We start from the raw sequence: 16,020 nt of genomic DNA, 5'->3' as shown, positions 1-16,020 counted from the left end.
CCTCAGTCGCTCGGCGGAAGGTCGCCCCGGCACATCTGCTCCTTGACCCGGAGTACTTCGGGGACCCGGTCCAGGTGCCTGATGCCGCTGGCCGCCTCCGGGTTGACCCAGGACAGGACGCGGTAGATCGTGCTGTGGTCCGCTTCCAGATGGCGGTGGTGGATGGGCTCGTGGTGCATGATCCGGTTGCGGAAGGTGCGTAGGTAGTCCACTTCCTTGCGCAGGTCCTCGCGGGGCCCGCCGTAGAAGGGGAAGGCGCTGTGCAGGGCCGTTCGCCAGAGGCTGCGGTCGTACCGGGCGACCAGCAGGAACGACCAGAATCCGAAGGACAGCTCGGTGACGATGTCGTCCGGAGCCGCGAGGGACCCCCTTCGGAGGCAGGTGTCCCTCGCCTGGTCGACGAGTTGGGAGCCCTTGGAGTGGAGCGGAGCCGCGTGCCACCAGTCCGCTCGCCCGAAGCGGTCGCACAACCGGTCGTGCATGGAGTTGCGCAGTGCCAGTTCGAGGACGTGCAGGGGCTGGTAGAAGGCGGCGGAGACGGCGACGTTCCAGTGGTACAGGTGGGCCGCCCTGGTGGCGTCCCCGTCGCAGCTGGCGATGTAGGGAGTCAGGCGCGGACGCGAGTAGACGGTGTACATCCACTCCGGCATGTCGTCGCTCAACAGGGCCTTCTTCCGTCTCGGCCTGGGGATGGGGGGCTGTCTGCTCCGAGTTCTGCGTGGTACTGTCGAGCACGTAAGCCCCGGGCCGCCTCTGCTCAGCACGCCACCCGGGGCACAGCTGTGTCCGGGGGCGTGGCGGTGCGGGCAGCCCTTCTGGTTCACGGGGCCCTCACGTCGTCCAACTGGTGTCCACGGTACACGTGCTCCCCAGAGAGGGCAAGCGCACTGTGGTGCGCAATTTTTGTTAACACCACATTGGTCGACTGGATCCGCGTCCACCCCTGTGATATCCGGCCTGGTCAACGGGGTTCAGGAGAGTGGAAGCCGTCAAAGCGCCGTTGTCCGCGAGTGTTCGCAGGGGTCATGCCTTCATGTTGTTAACAACGCGTGGAAGGGCGGCCGTGAGAAGCCCCAGGGCCGGGGTCGCAGCGGCGGCCCTCAGCACTCGATGACGTTGACGGCGAGGCCGCCGCGCGAGGTCTCCTTGTACTTGTCGTGCATGTCGCGGCCGGTGTCGCGCATGGTGCGGATGACCTTGTCCAGCGACACGAAGTGGCTGCCGTCGCCGCGCAGCGCGATCCGGGTCGCGCTGATCGCCTTCACCGAGGCGAGCGCGTTGCGCTCGATGCACGGCACCTGAACGAGACCGCCGATCGGGTCGCAGGTCAGCCCCAGGTTGTGCTCCATGGCGATCTCCGCGGCGTTCTCCACCTGCGCGGGGGTGCCGCCCAGCACCTCGGCCAGACCGGCGGCGGCCATCGAGGAGGCCGACCCCACCTCGCCCTGGCAGCCCACCTCCGCGCCCGAGATCGAGGCGTTCTGCTTGAACAGGATGCCGATCGCCGCGGCGGTGAGCAGGAAGCGCACCACGCCCTCGTCGCCGGCTCCGGGGCTGAAGTGCAGGTAGTAGTGCAGCACCGCCGGGACGATGCCCGCGGCACCGTTGGTCGGCGCCGTCACCACGCGCCCGCCCGCCGCGTTCTCCTCGTTGACGGCCAGGGCGTACAGGGTGATCCAGTCGCTGCCGCGCATCGGGTCGGGGTCCACCCCGGTCGGTGCCAACAGGCCGGACTCGTCGCAATTGCCGCCCAGCTGCCGGTACAGGCGGTGCGCCCGGCGCGGCACCTTCAGGCCGCCGGGCAGGCTGCCCTCGGTCGTCACCCCCCGGCGCACGCTCTGGCGCATCGCGGTCCAGATGACCAGGAGTTCGGCGCGGATCTGCTCCGGGGTGCGCCCGAACGCCTGCTCGTTGGCGAGCATCACCGCGCTGATCGACTTGCCGGTGTCGGCACAGATCTCCAGCAGTTCCTCGGCGCTGTCGAACGGGTGCGGGACGACGGTGACGTCCGGTGTGATCCGGTCGGCCCCCGCGGCACGCTCGTCCACGACGAAACCGCCGCCGACCGAGTAGTACACCTTCGCGGCGAGTTCGGCGCCCCGGGAGTCCAGTGCCACGAAACGCATCCCGTTCGGATGGTCGGGCAGGTTCTCCCTACGGCGGAAGTCCACGTCGACGGCCGGATCGAAGGCCACACGCGGCCCGTCCGGGCCGCCCAGGAACAGGGCCCCCTCGTCCCGCACCTTCTGGACGAGCGCGGGCACCGCGTCCACGTCCACGTGCTCGGGTGTGTGCCCCAGCAGTCCCAGCACCACGGCGGTGTCGCTTCCGTGCCCCTTGCCGGTGAGCGCCAAGGACCCGTACAGCTCGGCTCGGACGCGGGCCACGCCGTCGTCCAGGCCCGCCTCGCGCAGTCCGGCCACGAACGTGCGTGCCGCCTTCATCGGGCCGACCGTGTGCGAACTGGACGGTCCGATACCGATCTTGAACAGGTCGAACGCGCTGATGGCCATGGCTGTCCTCCTCATTGAGTACAGGGCCGGGAAAACGCCGTGCGGGGCGCGGAGCCCCGCACGGCGGGGCTCTACAGGTTGGGGTAGAGCGGGTACTTGGCGGTCAGCGCCTGGACCCGGCCGCGCAGTGCGGCCGCGTCGAACTCCGGCTTGAGCGCCTCGGCGATGACGTCGGCGACCTCGGCGAAGTCCTCGTCGCCGAGACCGCGCGTGGCCAGGGCCGGGGTACCGATCCGCAGCCCGGAGGTGACCATGGGCGGACGCGGGTCGTTGGGCACCGCGTTGCGGTTGACCGTGATCCCGATGCCGTGCAGGCGGTCCTCCGCCTCCTGGCCGTTGAGCTGGGAGTTCACCAGGTCCACCAGGACCAGGTGCACGTCCGTGCCCCCGGAGGCGACCTTGACGCCGACCTCGGCCATGTCCGGCCGGGTCAGGCGCTCGGCGAGCAGGCGCGCACCGCTGACGGTGCGGCGCTGGCGCTCGGCGAACTCCTCGCCCGCGGCCACCTTGAACGAGACCGCCTTGGCGGCGATCACGTGTTCCAGCGGCCCGCCCTGCATACCGGGGAACACCGCGGAGTTGATCTTCTTGGCGTACTCGGCCTTGGTGAGGATCATGCCGCCGCGCGGGCCGCCGAGCGTCTTGTGCGTGGTGGTGGTGACCACGTCGGCGAACGGCACCGGGTTGGGGTGCAGTCCGGCCGCGACCAGGCCCGCGAAGTGCGCCATGTCCACCATCAGCAGAGCGCCGACGGAGTCCGCGATCTCCCGGAAACGGGCGAAGTCCAGCTGGCGCGGGTACGCCGACCAGCCCGCGACGATCATCTTCGGCTGGTGCTCCTTGGCGAGCGCCTCGACCTCGTCGTAGTCGACGGTGCCGTCCTCGTCGCGCACGTGGTAGGCCACCGCGTCGAGGATCTTGCCGGAGTAGTTGATCCGCATGCCGTGGGTCAGGTGGCCGCCGTGGGCCAGGTCCAGTCCCAGGATGGTGTCGCCCGGCTTGAGCAGCGCGAAGTACACGGCCGTGTTGGCCTGCGCGCCCGAGTGCGGCTGCACGTTCGCGTGCTCGGCACCGAACAGCGCCTTGGCGCGGTCGATGGCGAGCTGCTCCACGACGTCGACGTGCTCGCACCCGCCGTAGTAGCGGCGGCCCGGGTAGCCCTCGGCGTACTTGTTGGTCAGGACGGTGCCCTGGGCCTCGATCACCGCCTGGGGTGCGAAGTTCTCCGAGGCGATCATCTCCAGGGTGTCGCGCTGGCGGGCCAGCTCCGCGTCGACCGCGGCCGACACCTCGGGGTCCAGTTCGCTCAGGGTCTGGTTGAGCGTGTTGTCAGTAGCCATCGGGGGCCTACTCCTCGCCTTCGGTCAGCTTCGTGTACTCCTCGGCGGAGAGCAGTCCGGAGGGTTCCTCGGTGATCCGGGCCCTGAACAGCCAACCGCCTTCGAAGGGGGCGGAGTTGACCGTCTCGGGTGCGTCCGCGAGGGACTCGTTGACCTCGACGACCTCGCCGCTGACCGGTGAGTAGATGTCGCTGACGGACTTGGTGGACTCCACCTCTCCGCTCGGCTCACCGGCGGTCACCTCGCCGCCCACCTCGGGCAGCTCGACGTAGACGATGTCGCCCAGGGCCTCGGCGGCGAACGACGTGATGCCGACGGTGGCGATCCCGTCCTCGACCACGACCCACTCGTGTTTGGCCGTGTAACCCAGCTCCGTGGGAACGCTCACTTCAACTCTCCTTGGAGGTGTTCCATTTTCCTGCCGTGCGCCCGTACGGCTGCCCGGCCCGGCCTACGCCCGGTCACGCCCCGTGTGTGCCGGTCCCCGGTCCGGGGATCCCGCCGCGCGGGGCGTACGGGCCTTCGGGGTGTGAAGGCCCCTGCTTCTACGACTGCCGCTTGTAGAACGGCAGTTCGACCACGTCGACGTCCTCGCCCCTGCCTCGCACGTCCACGGTGAACGCGCCGGCCGAGGTGTCGAGGTCGCCGTCCACGTAGGCCATGGCGATGGGACGGCCCAGGGTGGGGGAGGGCGCGCCACTGGTGAGTGTTCCGACGGTCACGCCGTCGCGGAGGACGTCCTGGCCCTTGCGCAGCGGGCGGCGCCCGCGCGCGACGAGGCCGATGAGGCGGCGGGGGCGGGAGGTGCGGGAAGCCTCCTCCAGGGCCGTGCGGCCCACGAAGTCGCCGTCCTTGTCGAACTTGACCACGCGGCCCAGCCCGGCGTCGAAGGGGGTGAGCCCGTCGTTGAGCTCCTGCCCGTACAGGGGCATCCCGGCCTCCATGCGCAGGGTGTCGCGGGCCGACAGCCCGGCCGGGACGAGCCCGTGCCGCTCGCCCTCGGCCATGAGGGCGTCCCAGACCTGGGGTGCCTTCTCGGCGGGCCGGACGAAGATCTCGAAACCGTCCTCGCCCGTGTAGCCGGTGCGGGCGAGCAGGACGGGCAGGCCGGCGACGGTGTGCTCGTAGCCCGCGTAGTAGCGGATGTCGTCCAGGTTCGCGTCGGTGAGCGGAGCCAGGATCTCGACGGCGCGCGGCCCCTGGACCGCGATCAGCGCGTGGTCGGCGGACTCGTCCGCGACCTCGACGTCGAAGCCCTCGGCGCGTTCGGCCAACGCGGCGGAGACCACGGGCACGTTGGCGGCGTTGGCCACGACGAGGTACTCCTCCTCGCCCAGCCTGTAGACGATGAGGTCGTCCAGGACGCCGCCCCCGGCGTTGGTGATCATGGTGTAGCGGGCACGGCCGACCTTGACCTTGGACAGGTGGCCGACCAGGGCGAAGTCGAGGGCCTCGGCGGCCTGCGGGCCTGTGAGGCGGATCTCGCCCATGTGGGAGAGGTCGAAGAGCCCGGCGGCCTCGCGGACCGCCTTGTGCTCGGCGGTCTCGCTGCCGTAGCGCAGCGGCATGAGCCATCCGGCGAAGTCGACCAGCGTGGCTCCGGCCTTCTCGTGGACCTCGCGGAGCGCTGTGGCGCGCGGCGCTGATGCGGGATCTGACATGGGCACTCCCGAGAGGATGGGCGTCGTGTCGTGCAGAGGCGTTGCCATCCTCCCCCTCTGTCATCTGTGCCTGAGAGCTTCACCGCGCGCTCGGCGTGGCTTGCACCTTCGGCGAGGGACACCGGTCCCTGCTTTCCAGAGTGGTCTCGCCCGTACGGTCCGCTGTGCCTGAGAGGTTGTCTTGGGGAGGGATTGCTCCTTCGGCGGCCCGCGATGGATACGCGGGCACTCTCCCGTACGGGGTCAGCAACACGTTCAGACTAGCAGCGGGCGAACACGGCACCCAAGAGAGCCCGTGCCGGGGGCGGGCCCCGGTACCGCGGTGCCGGGCGGCGGAGGAGCCGTGGCCCGGGCGCGGGCACTCCGGCCAAACCCTTCGCGTCGGGGAGCACCGCGGGTTAGCGTGAACCGGGAACGGGCTTCCTGCGTGGGAGGGATGACGGGTGCGAACCGACGGGCACGGGATCCGGACGACGGGCCGACCGCGGGAGACGGAGGATCCGGTGGCGCGGGTGAGGTCGCGGCGGACCGGCGCGGCGCTGCTCGCCGCCGGGTGCGCCCTCACCCTGACCGCCGGGACCGCGTGCGCGCAGGGCGGCGACGGTGGGACGGGGGCGCCGGACGAGGGCCTGGCGGGGGCGCGACCGCCGCAGCAGCGCGGCGACGTGGCCACGGTGGAGCGGGAGGACCTGGAGTCGGTGTTCGCCGAGGCGGGTGTGGAGGGCACGTTCGTCCTCCACGACACCCGGGCCAGGGAGTCGACGCTGGTCGGGGCGGAGGCCGCCCACGTGCGCGCGGTACCCGCGTCCACGTTCAAGATGGCCAACACCCTGATCGGGCTGGAGACGGGGGCGGTGTCGGGCCTGGACGAGGTGCTGCCCTACGGCGGGGAACCGCAGCGCGTCCAGGCGTGGGAACAGGACATGTCCCTGCGGGAGGCCTTCCCCGCCTCGAACGTCCCGGTCTACCAGGAGCTGGCCCGCAGGGTGGGGCACGAGCGGATGGCGGCCTGGGTGGACCGGTTCGAGTACGGCAACCGCGACGTCGGCGGGGAGGACGTGCGGGACCGGTTCTGGCTGGAGGGCCCGTTGGAGATCTCCGCCGTGGAGCAGACCGAGTTCCTGGCCTCGTTGGCCCGCGCCGAGCTGCCGGTCGACGCGGCGCACCAGGAGGCGCTGCGTGAGATCGCCCTCGTGGAGGAGGGCGACGGCCACACCCTCTACGCCAAGAGCGGCTGGGCGGGGGACGTCGACCCCGCCCACGGCTGGTGGGTCGGCTGGGTGGAGCGCGGTGAGGACCTGTACACCTTCGCCCTGCGCCTTGAGATGGACGGGGACGCCGACGCCGAGCTGCGCGAACCCCTGGCCCGTGAGCTGTTGGTGGAGTTCGGCGCGCTTCCCGGGGAGGCGGCGGGGGACTGACCCCGGGCGGCGCCCCGACCGGCCCCGCAGACCTGGGCGGGCGGGGCCGGTCGGGCGGGTGTGTCAGGCGGTGTTCTTGCGGCGCTGCCGCACGGCCTCGGCGAGCTGGGTCAGCACCTCGCCGGTGGTCTCCCACCCCATGCACTTGTCGGTGATCGACTGGCCGTAGGTCAGCTCCGCCGGGTCGCCGAGCTTCTGGGCGCCCTCGACGATGAAGCTCTCCAGCATGACGCCGATGATGCCCTTCTGGCCGTCGGCGACCTGGGCCGCGATCGCGGCGGCCACGCCGGCCTGGCGCTTGTGGTCCTTGCCGCTGTTCGCGTGGCTGGCGTCGATCATGAGGCGGCGGGGCAGGCCCGCGTTCTCGATGGTGTCGAGGGCGGCGCCGACCGGCTCGGCGTCGAAGTTGGGGCCGCTGCGACCGCCGCGCAGGATCACGTGGCAGTCCGGGTTGCCCTCGGTGACGACGACCGAGCCGGCCCCGGCCGGGTCGACGCCGAAGAAGGTGTGCGAGGCGGAGGCCGCCCCGACCGCGTCCACGGCGACCTGCACGTCCCCGTCCGTGCCGTTCTTGAAGCCGACCGGGGTGCTCAGGCCGCTGCTGAGCTGGCGGTGCACCTGGCTCTCCGTCGTGCGGGCGCCGATGGCGCCCCAGGAGACCACGTCGGCGATGTACTGAGGGGTGATCGGGTCGAGGAACTCGGTTCCGGCGGGCAGGCCGAGGGAGTTGATGTCGAGGAGCAGCTTGCGGGCGAGGCGCAGACCGTGGTGGACGTCGTAGGTGTCGTCCAGGTGGGGGTCGTTGATGAGGCCCTTCCAACCGACGGTGGTACGCGGCTTCTCGAAGTACACGCGCATCACCACGCACAGCTCCTCGCGCAGCGACGGCACCAGCTGGGCCAGCCGTCGGGCGTAGTCCATGGCGGACTCGGGGTCGTGCACCGAGCAGGGTCCCACGACGACCAGGAGCCGGTCGTCGTCGCCGTCCAGCACCCCCTTGACCTCGGTACGCGAGTCCTCCACCAGAGCGCTGCGCTCGGGGCCCAGCGGGAGTTCGGCGAGCAGGTCCTGGGGGGCGATGAGCGGCGTGTAGCTTGCCACCCGTGTGTCGTTCGTGCTCGGCATCGTGTAGTTCCCCTTGGTCCCGTCTGTCCTTGTGTCGCACTGACTGTCGCGCTGTCGCCACGAAGACACTAGCGCGGCCGTGTGTGCGGGGCGGTGCCACCCCGAAGGGCCGACGCGGGTCACAGGATGGGAAACACCACACCGGCCGAAGGGGGGCATGGGCGTCTCGGAACGTGAGACGTCATTTCCGTGGAGAGCCGCGGCAACGGCGAACGGAGCCGGTCGGAACCGCCCGCGGACCCCGAGCGGTCAACCCTTCGGGTCCGGGAGGTCCTCCTCCCAGAACTCGTGGGGGTTGCGCGTACCGTCGGTGACCGCACCGCGCTCGGACTCGGCCGTGCGCAGCTGTACACGTCGGATCTTACCGGACACGGTCTTGGGCAGCTCGGCGAACTCCAGGCGGCGGACCCTCTTGTACGGCGACAGCCGCGCACGCGCGTGGGCCAGGACGGCCCGTGCGGTGTCCGCGTCGGGCGGCACCCCCTCGGCCAGGGTCACGTACGCCTTGGCGACCGACAGGCGCAGCGGGTCGGGCGAGGGCACCACCGCAGCCTCGGCCACGTACGCGTGCTCGATCAGGACGCTTTCGAGCTCGAAGGGTGAGATGCGGTAGTCCGAGGCCTTGAAAACGTCGTCGATCCGACCGATGTAGGTGATGTGGCCGGTCGAGTCCCGGCTCGCGATGTCACCGGTGCGGTAGCGCCCCCGGCGGGTCAGTTCGCGGGTGCGGTCGGGGTTGTCGGTGTACCCCTTCATCACCCCGACGGGGTTCTGGGTCATGTCCACGCAGATCTGCCCGGTGTCGGACAGTTCGTCGGTGGCCGGGTCGGCCAGCACGATGTCGTAGCCGGGCATGGGACGCCCCATGGACCCGGGGCGGACCTCCTGGCCCGGCCCGTTGCCGATGATCAGTGTCGTCTCGGTCTGGCCGAACCCGTCGCGGACGGTCATCCCCCACGCGTCCCGCACCCGGTCGACCACCTCGGGGTTGAGCGGTTCCCCGGCGGCCAGGGCCTCGCGCAGCCCCACCTTCCACGCGGAAAGGTCGGACTGGAGGAGCATCCGCCACACCGTCGGCGGCGCGCACAGGGTGTCCACGCCGCAGCGCACCACCTCGTCCAGCAGCCGCCCGGGGTCGAACCGCTCCTGGTTGAGGACCAGGACCGTCGCCTCGGCGTTCCACGGCCCGAACACGCTGCTGTAGGCGTGCTTGCCCCACCCAGGAACGGACACGTTGAGGTGGATGTCGCCCGGGCGGACCCCCAGCCAGTACATGGTGGACAAGTGGCCCACGGGGTAGGACCGCTGCGTGTGGGTGACCATCTTGGGACGCGACGTCGTCCCCGAGGTGAAGTACAGCAGGAGCGGGTCGTCGGGATCGGCCCGGTGCGGTGGGTGGAACTCCAACCCCGCGTGTTCGGAGTCGGGGTAGCTCAGCCACCCGTCCATGTACCCCACGCAGATCCGCGTCCAGTGGCCCCGGAGCGGCGCGAACTTCCGGGTCTCGGCGACCGAGCACACCACGTGCGCGATCTCGCCCTGTTCCAGCCGGTCCACGAGGTCGCCCTCGGACAGGACGGTGGCGGTCGGGGCGACGACCGCGCCGAGCTTGACGGCCGCCAGGGTGGTCTCCCACAGCTCCACCTGGTTGCCGAGCATCACCATGATCCGGTCGCCGGCGCGCACACCCTGGCCGAGCAGCCAGTTCGCCACCTGGTTGGAGCGCTCCGACAGGTGGCGGTAGGTGTACTTGACCTCGCTGCCGTCGTCCTCCACGATCCACAGGGCGGTCCGGTCCGGGCGCCGCTCGGCGACCTCGTCGAAGAAGTCGAGCGCCCAGTTGAAAACGTCCGGCCTCGGCCACGTGAACTCGCGGTGGGCGGTCTCCTGGTCCGTGCGGTGCGACAGGAGCAGGTCCCGTGCGGCGCGGAACTCCGCCGCACCCGCGGCGGCCATCTCTTTCGACATGTCTGGCGACCTCCGGTTGAGAGGACAGGGCGCCGACCGCACTGTCCACGGTCTCCGCCCGGAGAGGGCGGAGGAACGGGTGTGCCCCGTTTGTCCTACCCGGGATGGGAGCCCCCGACGCCTCCCCTAGGGCTGCCCGGGCTGGCTCTAGGATGTGTGGACATGGAGGAACTGCGCGGACACCACGGAACCTGGCGGATCGACGACGAGGCGGTCCGCATCCGTTTCGGCTCCGGCCGCAAGGTACCCACCCTGTTCACATCCCTCGGAAGCTGCACGGTCCCGCTGGCGGCCGTCCGCGAGGTCGAGTTCGACCCGGGCGACCGCAGACGCGGGTGGCGGCTGCGTCTCGGACTCGCCGACGGTGTCGACCCCTACGCGGCCCTGGGCGCTCCCGGCAGGGGCGCTCCCACCCCGCTGCTGCTCACCGGCCCCCACGACGTCGAGCTCGTCGCCGAGTACCACTCCGAGCAGATCGCCTCGTCGGCCCGCTACGCACGGGAGACCCTCACCGGGGAGATCGTCGCCCAGGAGGTCGCCCGGGGACTGGTCGGCAAGCCCCCGCTCCAGGTCCGCACGGCGGAGGGGTCCGCCTCCTTCGACGGGACCCGGGTCCGCCTCCAGTGGGACGGCTGGCTGGCCGGCACGGCCAAGGAGAAGGAGAAGTCGCGTACCTTCCAGCTGTCCGAGATCCAGGCCGCCGAGTGGCACCCCCCGGTGGACGTCACCGAGGGCTACCTGCGGATCGTGCTGCGCGGCGCCACCCTCCCGGAGGCGGCCAAGCTCGACCACGACTTCTTCACGCTGGCCTCGCACGGGTCGAAGGGCAGCGACGAGACGCTGCTGATGGCCGCCACCATCAACGCCCACGTCCCACCCGCGGACGCGCCGGTGGAGGCCCCCGCGGCCCTGGGCGGGGGCGCTTCGGCGGACGACGACAGCGAGGCGGTCTTCGCCACGATCCGAGAACTCGGTCGCCTGCACTCCGAGGGGCTGCTCACCGACGAGGAGTTCAGCGCGAAGAAGGCGCAGCTCCTCGACCGGATCTGACCGGGCCCCGCACCCCCGCGTGGCCGCTCGGGGCCCGGCGTGGGGGACACCCGCCGCCGTCCCATGCCGACCCCGGAACCTCCGGGGCACGGGTCACCGCACCGTACGCCCCACGCACACCACCCTCCACCCCCGCCGGGAACGTCCGGCGGGGAAGCCACATCCAGGAAAGGGCTCACGCCTTGCGCACTCTGTACCCGCCCATCGAGCCGTACGACTCGGGAATGCTCGACGCCGGCGACGGACACCGCGTCTACTGGGAGCTGTGCGGCAACCCCGAGGGCAAGCCCGTGGTGTTCCTGCACGGCGGGCCCGGCGGCGGCTGCGTCCCCGACCACCGGCGGCTCTTCGATCCGGCCCGGTACCGGATCCTGCTGTTCGACCAGCGCAACTGCGGCCGCTCCACCCCGCACGCCGGACAGATGGACGTCGACCTGTCCACGAACACCACGTGGGCGCTGGTGGAGGACATGGAGCGGCTGCGCGAGATGATCGGCGCGGAGAGCTGGCAGGTCTTCGGCGGCTCCTGGGGGAGCTGTCTGGCGCTGGCCTACGCGCAGAAGCACCCGGACCGTGTCAGCGAGCTGGTCGTGCGCGGCATCTTCACGCTGCGGGACGAGGAGCTGCGCTGGTTCTACCAGGAGGGCGCCTCGAACCTCTTCCCGGACCTGTGGGAGGCCTACCTGGAGCCCATCCCCGAGGAGGAGCGCGACGACCTCGTCGCCGCCTACGCGCGACGCCTGGGCTCCCCCGACCGGGAGGTGCGGCTGGAGGCCGCCCGCGCGTGGAGCGTGTGGGAGGGGTCCACGGTCACCCTGCTGCCCGACCCGTCCCTGCGGGAGCACCACGCGGACGAGGACTACGCGCTGGCGTTCGCCCGGATCGAGAACCACTACTTCGTCAACAAGGGGTTCCTCGAACCGAACCAGCTCGTGGACGGGGCCGAGGCGATCCGGCACATCCCCGGGGTGATCGTGCAGGGCCGCTACGACGTGTGCACGCCGGTGCGCACGGCCCACGACCTGCACAGGGCGTGGCCCGAAGCGGAGTTCCACATCGTGGACGACGCCGGCCACGCGTTCAGCGAGCCGGGCATCCTCGACCGTCTCATCGAGGCGACCGACCGCTTCGCGGCGAAGTGACGCCGGTCCCGGAGAGCGCCCGAGCGGACGCCCTCCGGGACCGCTCCCGCGCAGGACGGCCCCGGAGCCGGGTCGGTCCATGCGGCCCGACCCCGGGAGGGCGTCAGTAGCCGGACGGGTACCGCTCCCAGCAGCCCGCGTTCCCCTGCTCGTCGATGTTGTCGAACAGTCCGGTCTCCAGGGCGCCCCGGTGCCGGGACAGGTTCCAGGACGCGAAACCCTGCCCGCCGGGATCGTCCAGGCGGTCCGCGAGTACGACCAGCGCGCACCCGCGGTCGTCGCCCTCCAGCTCCAGTAGAGCGGGCAGGGCGTCGGCGGACAGGTACCTCAGGTACCAGGTGTCGACCTGGGCCGACTCCAGGTCGTGGTGGCTCTCGGCGATGCGCAGGTCGGGGTTGCCGTAGGCGAACACGGCCAGGGCGACACCGGCCAGGGCCGTGGTGACGCGGGGCAGCCAGGCGGCCGGGCGGCCCAGGGTGTTGAGTACCCCGGCGGCGACGACCAGACCGAACACCCCTGCGCTCCACGCGATCCACGCCTCCGCACTGATCCGCAGCCGGGTCAGGCCGTAGGCGTCGATGTAGAGCTGGAGCCGCATCATGGCCGAGGCGAGGATGACCAGGGTGAGCACGCACAGGAGCCCGAGCAGGACGTTGCGCAGGGTGCGGACGGCCGCGGGCCGTGACGGCAGGACGTGCACGGCGACCGCGATGACACACAGCACCAGCAGGCTGACGACCACCAGCTGGAAGAAGCCCTGGCGCGCGTACTCGGCGTAGGTGACCCCGGCGACCCGCTGGACGTGGTCGTCGCCGCCGAACATGGCGACGGCCTGCACCCCGAGGAAGGCGGCGAACAGCAGGACCAGGGCGCCGAGCGGGATGGTCCACACCCACACGGGCAGGGGCGGGGCCTGGGGAGCGCTCGCGGGGCCGGGCTGGTCGACCGGAGCGGGCCGCGGTGCGCGGCGGCGCGTGGCGGTCAGCACCGCCGAGCCGGTGAACAGCACGGTCGCCAGCGTGGCGAACAGCCTGCCGAACCCCTCGGAGAACGTCGACCCCGAGAACACGCCCTCGAACATCCGGGCCATGTAGCTCGCGAAGACCGCGTCGGCGAACGAGAAGAGCACGCCGAAGACGAGCAGGAGGCCGCCCGTGACGGCCGTGGTGAGCAGGACGGGCCCCACCAGGCGGCGCCCGCGCCCGCCCTGCAGGGGCCGCATCAGGAACCGTGGTGTGGAGGGCAGGTCGCGGAACAGGCTGAACGCCCCGGTGAGCACGCCGACCGCGCCCCCGCGCGAGGAGGGGTTGCGGGCGGAGAACGCCAGCGACGCGAAGAAGAAGGACGAGGTGAGCGTCCAGAACAGCACCCAGCCCGCGTCGCGGAGGGCCGCCGTGAGGAGCAGGGCTGCGGCGATCACGCCGTAGACCGCCGACCAGGTGCGGGCGTGGCGGTCGGGCCGGTGCCCGGCGGTGTCCGCGACGACGGTGGGGGAGGCTTCCTCGCCGGGGGCCTCGGCCTCCGCGCCCGGGACCGGGTCGGCGCCGCCCTCCGCCGCCTCCCGCACTGACGCCCCGTCGGGGACGTTCTCGGCCGGGAGGACATCCGGGGCCCTCACGTCCCCGTCCGCTCCGGTGCCGCCGACCCCGTCGGTGCCGCTGCCCCCGGGGGCGGAGGGGCGCACCGTCAGGGCGGCCATGGCGGTCAGCCCCGCGACCGCGCCCGTGATCACCAGCCCGATCCCGGGACGGTCGAAGGTGGCCAGCAGGGCCGCCACCACCCCCACGCCGAGCAGCGCGACGGGCAGCCACGCGGGGGCCGCCGGTAGGGGGAGCCTGGGCCGCGACTGCCAGAAGTGGTGCTGCTGCTGGTACCGCTCCGCGTAGGTCTGGGCGGGAGGGGAGTACGGGCCGTTCCGCGGATGCGGCTCACGCGGGTGCGCCGGAAAGGGGTGGGGACCCGCGTCCACCGGAGGGGCCGTGACACGCGCCCCTGCGGGCTCTCCGCAGGACCCGTCCTCCTGCAGATCCCCGGAGGTCGCTCCGGGACCTGTTCCACCATCGGGGGACTCCGCGTCCCCACCGGTCGTGCGCTCGCTCGACATGCCACCCCTTTCCACGACGGCGCGGACGGCCCGTGCTGTCGTGCAGTGGGACAGCCCGATGACGCCAGAGGTTCACCAAAGGCCCGAATGATTCCCTGGAGTGCCCCGTCTGGCCTGATGGGGGAAACCCCCGCGCGCCGGAAAAGCGTCTCGGCCGATGCCGCACACTAGGGTCGGTCGTGCGCCGCCGTCCGAGCGAGAGGTGAACGAGCATGCGAGTCGAGGTCGACTACGACCAGTGCGAGAGCAACGCCCTGTGCGTGGGAGCGGCACCGGAGGTGTTCGAGGTCCGCGACGACGACCTCCTCCACCTGCTGACGGAGGAGCCCCCCGCCGCCGCCCACGACCGCGTCCGCCGGGCCGAGCGGCTGTGCCCCAAGCGGGCCATCACCGTGCTGGGGTGACCCCCGCCGCCGCCAGGGCCTCCTCCCACGAGGTCGGCCTCTCCAGCAGCCCCCGGTAACGCATCGTCCTGGGGGTGGAGCGCAGCCCCAGCACCCCGGTGAGCATCCCGCCCCGGCCGAGGAAGGCCACGAACTTTCGGTCCTCCGGGGCGCCGTGCACGAAGGCGACCTGATCGGCCGGAGCGCCCTGCCCCAGCAGCTGGATTTTCATCTTGTACTGGTCCGACCAGAAGTAGGGCACCGGGGTGAAAGGCGTCCGGCCCTCCCCGGCGAGCAGGTTGCGGGCCGCGGCCTCCCCCTGCTCGCCCGCGTTGGTCCAGTGCTCCAGCCGGATCCGGCCGCCGTAGCGCGGGTGCGGCCAGTTCGCGAGGTCGCCGACCGCGTACACGTCGGGGACCGACGTCGCCGAGTACTCGTCGCACGCGACCGCGCCGTCGCCCAGCAGCTCCACCCCCGACCCGCGCAGCCACTCCGTGTTCAGGTGCACGCCGATCCCGGCGACCACGAGCGACGCCTCCACGGCGCTGCCGTCGGCCAGCCGCACCCTCTCCACCCGGCCGTCGCCCTCGAAGCCGGACACGCCGACGCCGAGGCGCACGTCCACGCCGTTCTCGCGGTGCAGTTCGGTCAGGATGCCGCCGATCCGCGGGTCGACCACCCGGGTGAGCGGCGTCGCGGCCGCCTCCACCAGGGTCACGTCCATGCCCGCGGCACGGGCACTGGCGGCCACCTCGGCGCCGACGAAGCCCGCGCCCACCACCACGAGGCGGCCCCCCGGGGCGAACGCGGCACGGACCGCCTCGGCGTCGTCGAGCGTGCGCAGCACGTGGACCCCCGCCAGGTCGGTGTCGGGGCGCCGGGCCCGCGCGCCCGTGGCGATGACCAGACCGTCGTAGCGCACGGTCCCGGAGACCCCGCCCGTGCCGGACACGGCCACCTCGCGTGCGGAGGGGTCCAGGGCCACCGCCCGGGTGCCGGGGCGAAAGTCCAGGTTCAGGGCGTCGACGGCCGCGTCGTCGCGCAGCCGCAGTGAACGGTGGCCGACCAGCCATCCCGGGTCTCCCCCGGAGGGGTCCATCCCGATACCGGTCAGCACCTCCTTGGACAGCGGCGGACGCGAGTAGGGGCGGTGCGCCTCCTCACCGAGGAGCGTCAGCCGTCCCTCGAACCCGTGTGCGCGCAGCGCCTCGGCCGCGTGCAGTCCCGCCATTCCGGCGCCGACGACGACGATGTCGTTCAGGGTGTCCCGCACGGTGGTGTGCCTTTCGGTGGTCCCTCCCGGGGGAGGGGGA

The 16,020-nt window shown here is 71.8% G+C and carries 13 protein-coding genes and 1 riboswitch; of the genes, 4 read left to right on the top strand and 9 right to left on the bottom strand.

Annotation, left to right across the window (positions count from 1 at the left end):
- Positions 1 to 2: 2 nt before the first annotated feature.
- The 5 genes from ACFWTE_RS14810 to gcvT form a co-directional block, all read right to left on the bottom strand.
- Positions 3 to 662 carry a hypothetical protein gene (locus ACFWTE_RS14810; protein ID WP_378779916.1) on the bottom strand — a complete coding sequence of 220 codons (660 nt, stop codon included), beginning with the start codon at positions 660 to 662 and terminating at the stop codon, positions 3 to 5.
- A 438-nt stretch (positions 663 to 1,100) separates the two neighbouring features.
- On the bottom strand, positions 1,101 to 2,513 hold the full coding sequence (locus tag ACFWTE_RS14805) for an L-serine ammonia-lyase (RefSeq protein WP_378779915.1): 1,413 nt from the start codon (positions 2,511 to 2,513) through the stop codon (positions 1,101 to 1,103).
- Positions 2,514 to 2,584: 71 nt separating this feature from the next.
- Entirely contained in the window at positions 2,585 to 3,853 is a 1,269-nt protein-coding gene (gene glyA, locus ACFWTE_RS14800; protein WP_378779914.1) for a serine hydroxymethyltransferase, read from the bottom strand.
- Between the two features lie 7 nt (positions 3,854 to 3,860).
- Positions 3,861 to 4,241, bottom strand: a complete 381-nt coding sequence (gcvH, locus tag ACFWTE_RS14795) for a glycine cleavage system protein GcvH (RefSeq protein WP_378779913.1) — start codon at positions 4,239 to 4,241, stop codon at positions 3,861 to 3,863.
- Positions 4,242 to 4,398: 157 nt separating this feature from the next.
- Entirely contained in the window at positions 4,399 to 5,514 is a 1,116-nt protein-coding gene (gene gcvT, locus ACFWTE_RS14790; protein WP_378779911.1) for a glycine cleavage system aminomethyltransferase GcvT, read from the bottom strand.
- Between the two features lie 145 nt (positions 5,515 to 5,659).
- Positions 5,660 to 5,760, bottom strand: a riboswitch (glycine riboswitch).
- Positions 5,761 to 6,017: 257 nt separating this feature from the next.
- On the opposite strand from gcvT, the gene blaOXA reads away from it, so the two are divergent.
- Positions 6,018 to 6,935 (top strand): class D beta-lactamase, encoded by a 918-nt coding sequence (gene blaOXA, locus ACFWTE_RS14785; protein ID WP_378779910.1) that lies wholly within the window; start codon positions 6,018 to 6,020, stop codon positions 6,933 to 6,935.
- Positions 6,936 to 6,998: 63 nt separating this feature from the next.
- Here blaOXA and ACFWTE_RS14780 read toward each other — a convergent pair whose 3' ends face one another.
- A complete protein-coding gene (locus tag ACFWTE_RS14780) occupies positions 6,999 to 8,060 on the bottom strand; it encodes a 3-deoxy-7-phosphoheptulonate synthase (protein WP_378779909.1) in 1,062 nt (353 codons plus the stop codon).
- A gap of 249 nt (positions 8,061 to 8,309) precedes the next feature.
- Positions 8,310 to 10,028 carry an AMP-binding protein gene (locus tag ACFWTE_RS14775; RefSeq protein ID WP_378779908.1) on the bottom strand — a complete coding sequence of 573 codons (1,719 nt, stop codon included), beginning with the start codon at positions 10,026 to 10,028 and terminating at the stop codon, positions 8,310 to 8,312.
- A 162-nt stretch (positions 10,029 to 10,190) separates the two neighbouring features.
- On the opposite strand from ACFWTE_RS14775, the gene ACFWTE_RS14770 reads away from it, so the two are divergent.
- Positions 10,191 to 11,078, top strand: coding sequence for a DUF4429 domain-containing protein (locus ACFWTE_RS14770; RefSeq protein ID WP_378779907.1), 888 nt, complete (start codon positions 10,191 to 10,193; stop codon positions 11,076 to 11,078).
- A gap of 182 nt (positions 11,079 to 11,260) precedes the next feature.
- Entirely contained in the window at positions 11,261 to 12,220 is a 960-nt protein-coding gene (pip, locus tag ACFWTE_RS14765; RefSeq protein WP_378779906.1) for a prolyl aminopeptidase, read from the top strand.
- Positions 12,221 to 12,323: 103 nt separating this feature from the next.
- Here the strand turns inward: pip and ACFWTE_RS14760 are convergent, their stop codons facing one another.
- Complete coding sequence (locus tag ACFWTE_RS14760) at positions 12,324 to 14,324, bottom strand: DUF4153 domain-containing protein (RefSeq protein WP_378779905.1); 2,001 nt, start codon at positions 14,322 to 14,324, stop codon at positions 12,324 to 12,326.
- A gap of 212 nt (positions 14,325 to 14,536) precedes the next feature.
- On the opposite strand from ACFWTE_RS14760, the gene ACFWTE_RS14755 reads away from it, so the two are divergent.
- Positions 14,537 to 14,728, top strand: coding sequence for a ferredoxin (locus ACFWTE_RS14755; protein ID WP_378779904.1), 192 nt, complete (start codon positions 14,537 to 14,539; stop codon positions 14,726 to 14,728).
- Here ACFWTE_RS14755 and ACFWTE_RS14750 read toward each other — a convergent pair.
- A complete protein-coding gene (locus tag ACFWTE_RS14750) occupies positions 14,712 to 15,980 on the bottom strand; it encodes an NAD(P)/FAD-dependent oxidoreductase (protein ID WP_378779903.1) in 1,269 nt (422 codons plus the stop codon). The genes ACFWTE_RS14755 and ACFWTE_RS14750 overlap by 17 nt on opposite strands.
- Positions 15,981 to 16,020 lie beyond the last annotated feature (40 nt).

The sequence above is a fragment of the Nocardiopsis sp. NPDC058631 genome (assembly GCF_042716955.1).
Classification (GTDB): Bacteria; Actinomycetota; Actinomycetes; order Streptosporangiales; family Streptosporangiaceae; genus Nocardiopsis.
The sequence above is the reverse complement of the archived record's forward strand: the minus strand, read 5'-3'. Positions and strand labels throughout refer to the sequence as shown.

What these genes read in the sequence shown, in the direction of transcription:
- ACFWTE_RS14805 (WP_378779915.1), bottom strand. Translation starts at nt 2,513, where the DNA reads ATGGCCATCAGCGCGTTCGACCTGTTCAAGATCGGTATCGGACCGTCC.
- glyA (WP_378779914.1), bottom strand. Translation starts at nt 3,853, where the DNA reads ATGGCTACTGACAACACGCTCAACCAGACCCTGAGCGAACTGGACCCC.
- gcvT (WP_378779911.1), bottom strand. Translation starts at nt 5,514, where the DNA reads ATGTCAGATCCCGCATCAGCGCCGCGCGCCACAGCGCTCCGCGAGGTC.
- ACFWTE_RS14780 (WP_378779909.1), bottom strand. Translation starts at nt 8,060, where the DNA reads ATGCCGAGCACGAACGACACACGGGTGGCAAGCTACACGCCGCTCATC.
- ACFWTE_RS14775 (WP_378779908.1), bottom strand. Translation starts at nt 10,028, where the DNA reads ATGTCGAAAGAGATGGCCGCCGCGGGTGCGGCGGAGTTCCGCGCCGCA.
- ACFWTE_RS14770 (WP_378779907.1), top strand. Translation starts at nt 10,191, where the DNA reads ATGGAGGAACTGCGCGGACACCACGGAACCTGGCGGATCGACGACGAG.
- ACFWTE_RS14760 (WP_378779905.1), bottom strand. Translation starts at nt 14,324, where the DNA reads ATGTCGAGCGAGCGCACGACCGGTGGGGACGCGGAGTCCCCCGATGGT.
- ACFWTE_RS14755 (WP_378779904.1), top strand. Translation starts at nt 14,537, where the DNA reads ATGCGAGTCGAGGTCGACTACGACCAGTGCGAGAGCAACGCCCTGTGC.